Below are 6,117 nucleotides of genomic sequence, written 5' to 3' on the forward strand. Positions count from 1 at the left end.
CCCGCGATGCGAGCTGTCAGTTGCATCGCATCGTGGGGCAAGCCCGCTCCTGGCGCAGGGTTACTGTTCTTCTTTGGCCGCCGGTGCAGGCGGTGGACGCAGGCCGATCTCGGCGTTGAGTTTCAACTCCTTGCCGTTGCGCATCACCTGGATCGCGACCCTGTCATTGGGTTTGATCCGCGCCACCTGATTCATCGAGCGGCGACCATCACCGGCCGGTTCGCCGTTGATGCTCAGAATCACATCACCCAACTGCAAGCCGGCCTTTTGCGCCGGGCCGTCGCGGAAGATCCCTGCGACCACAATGCCTGGCCGCCCTTGCATGCCGAACGACTCAGCCAGCTCCTGGCTCAGTGGTTGCACTTCGATACCCAGCCAGCCGCGGATTACCTGGCCGTGCTCGATGATCGACTTCATCACCTCCAGCGCCAGTTTGGTCGGGATGGCAAAACCGATGCCTTGTGAGCCACCGGACTTGGAGAAGATCGCGGTGTTGATACCGGTCAGGTTGCCATTGGCATCGACCAGTGCGCCGCCGGAGTTGCCTGGGTTGATCGCCGCGTCGGTCTGAATGAAGTCTTCGTAGTTGTTCAGGCCCAACTGGTTACGACCAGTGGCACTGATGATGCCCATGGTTACTGTCTGCCCCACGCCGAAAGGGTTGCCGATGGCCAGGGCGACGTCACCGATATGAATGTTGTCGGAGCGGCCGATGGTGATCGATGGCAGGTTCTTCAAGTCGATCTTGAGCACGGCGAGATCGGTTTCCGGGTCGCTACCGATGACCCGCGCCAGGGTTTCGCGGCCGTCCTTGAGCGCCACCACGATTTGATCGGCGCCGGAGGTTACATGGTTGTTGGTCAGCAGGTAGCCTTCCGGACTCATGATGACCGCCGAGCCCAGGCTTGATTCCCAGCGCCGTTGCTTGGGCAGGTTGTCGCCGAAGAAGCGGCGGAACTGCGGGTCTTCGAACAGCGGGTGGGCCGTCTTGTTGACCACTTTGGTGGTGTAGAGGTTGGCCACCGCAGGCGCTGCGATGCTCACGGCATCAGCGTACGACACCGGGCCTTGCATGATGCGCGTGGTTTGTGGCGCCTGCTGCAGGTTGACGTCCTGGCTGGGAAGGCCGACCCATTGCGGAAAGCGCTGGATGATCAGCAGGGCGATCAGCACACCGACCAGCAGTGGCCAGCCAAAATAACGCAAAGCCTTGAACATTTAACGAATCCTGGGAGAGGGCAGAGGGCCGCTGTAACTGCATGGGAGCGAAAGCGCGCGATGATACTGCGGCACACGATGTGCACAAACAGTTAAATCAATGTTATGTGCGATGAATATCGCCTATGGCCCCCAGGCAACCACCGTTGGTTTCCCCAAACCCGGTGTCGGCCCATAATGGCGGTCATTATACGGGGCCTTGCGCCGCACTGAACTGCTGAATTGAGGAGTCTTTTCATGGCTGTTGCCCTGAGCACCCTGGTTGAAGAAGCCGAACGCTACCTTGGCAGTGCAAAAATCCAGGATTACTGCCCCAATGGCCTGCAGGTCGAAGGGCGTCCGCAGGTCACCCGCATCGTCAGCGGTGTCACCGCAAGCCAGGCTTTGCTGGATGCCGCGGTCGAAGCCGATGCCGACCTGGTGTTGGTGCATCACGGTTATTTCTGGAAGGGCGAGAACCCGTGCATCACCGGCATGAAGCAGCGCCGCTTGAAAACCCTGCTCAAAAACGACCTGAGTCTGTTGTCGTATCACCTGCCCCTGGACCTGCACCCCGAGGTTGGCAACAACGTGCAGTTGGCGCGCCAGCTCGATATCACCGTCGAAGGTCCGCTGGATCCGGAAAACCCGCGAGTGGTCGGTCTGGTCGGCTCGTTGGCCGAACCGATGTCGGCGCGCGACTTTGCCCGCAAGATCCAGGACGTCATGGGCCGCGAGCCGTTGGTGATCGAGGGCGAGCACATCATTCGCCGGGTGGGCTGGTGCACGGGGGGTGGGCAGGGCTACATCGACCAGGCGGTTGCCGCAGGGGTCGATCTGTATCTCAGTGGTGAGGCGTCGGAGCAGACGTTCCACAGTGCGCGGGAAAACGGCATCAGCTTCATCGCTGCCGGGCACCATGCTACCGAGCGTTACGGCGTGCAGGCACTGGGTGATTACCTGGCTCGGCGCTTTGCGCTGGAGCACCTGTTCATCGACTGTCCGAACCCGATCTGAGGCTAAAACGGCAGGGTATATTCTTATACTGTTTCGATCTAGTTGGGCGTCTAAATATAATCGAGCGCTGTGATAGAGTGACCCGCTCGAACACGGCCCGCTGGCCGTCCATAAGATCGTTTTCCCGTGAGTAGTTATGGTCGACAAACTGACGCATTTGAAACAGTTGGAGGCGGAAAGCATCCACATCATTCGTGAGGTGGCCGCTGAGTTCGATAACCCGGTGATGCTGTACTCGATCGGCAAGGATTCGGCCGTGATGCTGCATCTGGCGCGCAAAGCCTTCTTCCCGGGCAAGTTGCCGTTCCCGGTGATGCACGTCGACACCCAGTGGAAATTCCAGGAGATGTACAGCTTCCGCGACAAGATGGTCGAGGAAATGGGCCTGGAGCTGATCACTCACGTGAACCCGGACGGCATTGCCCAGGGCATCAACCCGTTCACCCACGGCAGTGCCAAGCACACCGATATCATGAAGACCGAGGGCCTCAAGCAGGCACTCGACAAGTACGGTTTCGATGCCGCTTTCGGTGGCGCGCGCCGCGACGAAGAAAAGTCCCGGGCCAAGGAACGTGTCTACTCGTTCCGTGACAGCAAGCACCGCTGGGACCCGAAGAACCAGCGTCCGGAGTTGTGGAACGTCTACAACGGCAAAGTGAACAAGGGCGAATCGATTCGCGTGTTCCCGCTGTCGAACTGGACCGAACTGGACATCTGGCAATACATCTACCTCGAAGGCATCCCGATCGTGCCGCTGTACTTTGCCGCTGAGCGTGAAGTGATCGAGAAGAACGGTACCCTGATCATGATCGACGACGAGCGCATCCTCGAGCACCTCTCGGATGAAGAAAAAGCTCGCATCGTCAAAAAGAAAGTGCGTTTCCGCACCCTTGGTTGCTACCCGTTGACGGGCGCTGTCGAGTCCGAGGCCGAGAGCCTGACCGACATCATTCAGGAAATGCTCCTGACGCGCACTTCCGAGCGCCAGGGCCGAGTCATCGACCACGATGGTGCAGGCTCGATGGAAGATAAAAAACGTCAAGGTTACTTTTAAGGCAGAAAAGCAAGGCGTTGACGGTTGCGATCTACAGATGCTTGAAGAGGGCGGGTGATCTTGGTTTCAAAGATCATCCCCATCCGCGCTTTTAATACCGTCAAGTATTGCTGAAGAACGCCAAGCGGGTTGATCAACAAAATTTCTGACTAGTTGTATGCCGACAAGCTTGCCGCTTGAAGCTTACGACTCGGAGCTTGAACGCAATGAGCCACCAATCCGAATTGATCAGCGAGGACATCCTCGCTTACCTGGCCCAGCACGAACGTAAAGAACTGCTGCGCTTCCTGACCTGCGGCAACGTCGATGACGGCAAGAGCACCCTGATCGGGCGCCTGCTGCACGACTCGAAGATGATCTATGAAGACCATCTGGAAGCCATTACTCGCGATTCGAAGAAAGTCGGCACCACCGGTGACGATATCGACCTGGCGTTGCTGGTGGACGGTCTGCAGGCTGAGCGTGAGCAGGGCATCACCATCGATGTTGCCTACCGCTATTTCTCTACCGCCAAACGCAAGTTCATCATCGCCGATACGCCGGGCCACGAGCAGTACACCCGCAACATGGCAACCGGTGCATCCACCTGCGACCTGGCGATCATTCTGGTCGATGCCCGCTACGGCGTGCAGACCCAGACCCGTCGTCACAGCTACATCGCTTCGCTGTTGGGCATCAAGCACATCGTCGTGGCGGTGAACAAGATGGACCTCAAGGGCTTCGACCAAGATGTGTTCGAGAGCATCAAGGCCGACTACCTGAAGTTCGCCGAAGCGATCAACATGGCCCCGAGCAGCCTGCACTTCGTGCCGATGTCGGCGCTCAAGGGTGACAACGTGGTCAACCGCAGCGAGCGTTCGCCGTGGTACACCGGCCCTGCGTTGATGGAAATCCTCGAAACCGTGGAAGTGGCGGCCGACCGCAACTTCACCGATCTGCGTTTCCCAGTGCAGTACGTCAACCGTCCGAACCTGAACTTCCGCGGCTTTGCTGGCACCTTGGCCAGTGGTGTGGTGCACAAGGGTGACGAAATCGTTGTGCTGCCATCGGGCAAGAGCAGTCGGGTCAAATCCATTGTCACCTTCGAAGGTGAACTGGAGAACGCCGGTCCTGGCCAGGCGGTTACCCTGACCATGGAAGATGAAATCGACATTTCCCGTGGCGACCTGTTGGTGCATGCCGATAACGTCCCGTCGGTGACCGACCAGTTCGAGGCGATGCTGGTATGGATGGCTGAAGAGCCGATGCTGCCGGGCAAGAAATACGACATCAAGCGCGCCACCAGCTACGTGCCGGGCTCGATTGCCAGCATTTCCCACAAGGTGGATGTAAACACCCTGGAGCAGGGCGCGGCCAGCGCCCTGCAGTTGAACGAAATCGGCAAGGTCAAGGTCAGCCTCGACGCGCCAATCGCGCTCGATGGCTACGACAGCAACCGCACCACTGGCGCCTTTATCGTTATCGACCGCCTGACCAACGGTACCGTAGGTGCCGGCATGATCATCGCGCCGCCGGTGGTGCCACACGGCACTGTTGGCCAGCACGGCAAACTGGCACACGTCGATACCGCCGAGCGCGCCCTGCGTTTCGGCCAGCAACCTGCCACCGTACTGTTCAGCGGCCTGTCGGGCGCAGGCAAGAGCACCCTGGCATATGCCGTGGAGCGCAAGCTGTTCGACATGGGCCGTGCCGTGTATGTACTCGATGGCCAGAACCTGCGCCACGACCTGAACAAAGGTCTGCCACAGGACCGTGCCGGGCGTACCGAGAACTGGCGGCGTGCCGCTCACGTGGCGCGTCAGTTCAACGAAGCGGGCTTGCTCACCCTGGCAGCGTTTGTTGCCCCGGATGCCGAAGGCCGTGAACAGGCCAAGGCGTTGATCGGCAAGGAGCGCTTGCTTACCGTTTACGTCCAGGCCTCACCGATGGCCTGCCGCGAGCGTGACCCGCAAGGCTTGTATGCCGCGGGCGGCGATAACATCCCGGGCGAAAGCTTCCCGTATGACGTGCCGCTGGATGCCGACCTGGTGGTCGATACCCAGAACGTCAGTCTGGAAGAGGGCGTCAAGCAGGTGTTGGAGTTGCTGCGCACGCGGGGCGCCATCTAAGTACTGCGTACGAACAAAAACCCCACTTCGGTGGGGTTTTTTGTTATATGGGCAAGGGTAATCCAACGCTCTTTTGACTTCAGGGAGAGTGGCAAACATGGAATCTGCTTCCTCGCCTGTGTTGCTAGAAAATTACATATATATCGTAGTGTGTAGCGAGGCAGGTTGTAATTTGGTACCTCAACGTTAAGTGATGAGGTTCCCTATGTCTGTTCAATATGTTCCATTTCGAAATTCAGGGTCGATGCTTTTACCGCCAAATCACACACTGGTGTTCGGTCAGTTTCTGTCTGAAAATGGTAGGTTTAAGCTTCAATTGAAAGCAGATGGTAATTTAGTAGTGGAGCAAGATGGAGGTCGATTTGGGTTGCAGATGGAAATCAGTCATTTAGTCTCACAATAAAGAAAAAGAAAGTGCGTGAAATATCACATTTTGTCGTGAGTAATTCTGGCTTTCTCTATGACCCTGTTAGAGGAAGGTTATGGATAGCTGAAAGTACACACACGACCGATAAGACATTTTGGTACAACAACTGCTTGGTAATTTCTGATGATGGGGATCTAGTCATTTATGATCAACGCACCGGCGCGGTTCGCTGGGCCAGGAAGGGCTTGGCGGCCTCAAGGAGCAAGTGCAACACCTGATGTAAGGTGTTGTCATGTCTACCCAATACAGTCACCTGAGTACCGAGGAGCGCGTCACCATCATGGTGATGCTATTTCAACGGCAGACGCTACGAA

General features: G+C 57.7%; 4 protein-coding genes. 3 read left to right on the plus strand and 1 reads right to left on the minus strand.

Going from position 1 to position 6,117, the window contains the following annotated elements:
• Nucleotides 1–60: 60 nt before the first annotated feature.
• Nucleotides 61–1,218: a Do family serine endopeptidase AlgW gene (algW, locus tag H8F21_RS22730; RefSeq protein ID WP_203479492.1), complete on the minus strand. Its 1,158-nt coding sequence runs from the start codon at nucleotides 1,216–1,218 to the stop codon at nucleotides 61–63.
• Between the two features lie 237 nt (nucleotides 1,219–1,455).
• Here algW and H8F21_RS22735 point away from each other — a divergent pair, with 237 nt between their 5' ends.
• The 3 genes from H8F21_RS22735 to cysN all read left to right on the plus strand — a co-directional run bounded on the left by H8F21_RS22735 (nucleotide 1,456) and on the right by cysN (nucleotide 5,376).
• A complete protein-coding gene (locus H8F21_RS22735; RefSeq protein WP_203479493.1) occupies nucleotides 1,456–2,214 on the plus strand; it encodes a Nif3-like dinuclear metal center hexameric protein in 759 nt (252 codons plus the stop codon).
• A 136-nt stretch (nucleotides 2,215–2,350) separates the two neighbouring features.
• On the plus strand, nucleotides 2,351–3,268 hold the full coding sequence (gene cysD, locus H8F21_RS22740) for a sulfate adenylyltransferase subunit CysD (RefSeq protein WP_136474660.1): 918 nt from the start codon (nucleotides 2,351–2,353) through the stop codon (nucleotides 3,266–3,268).
• A gap of 206 nt (nucleotides 3,269–3,474) precedes the next feature.
• A complete protein-coding gene (gene cysN, locus H8F21_RS22745) occupies nucleotides 3,475–5,376 on the plus strand; it encodes a sulfate adenylyltransferase subunit CysN (RefSeq protein ID WP_203479494.1) in 1,902 nt (633 codons plus the stop codon).
• Nucleotides 5,377–6,117 lie beyond the last annotated feature (741 nt).

The organism is Pseudomonas arcuscaelestis, from assembly GCF_016881005.1.
Taxonomy (GTDB): Bacteria; Pseudomonadota; Gammaproteobacteria; order Pseudomonadales; family Pseudomonadaceae; genus Aquipseudomonas; species Aquipseudomonas arcuscaelestis.

Excerpts from the sequence above, each read along its gene's own strand:
- algW (WP_203479492.1), bottom strand. The coding sequence starts at position 1,218 with ATGTTCAAGGCTTTGCGTTATTTTGGCTGGCCACTGCTGGTCGGTGTG.
- cysD (WP_136474660.1), top strand. The coding sequence starts at position 2,351 with ATGGTCGACAAACTGACGCATTTGAAACAGTTGGAGGCGGAAAGCATC.
- cysN (WP_203479494.1), top strand. The coding sequence starts at position 3,475 with ATGAGCCACCAATCCGAATTGATCAGCGAGGACATCCTCGCTTACCTG.
- H8F21_RS22735 (WP_203479493.1), top strand. The coding sequence starts at position 1,456 with ATGGCTGTTGCCCTGAGCACCCTGGTTGAAGAAGCCGAACGCTACCTT.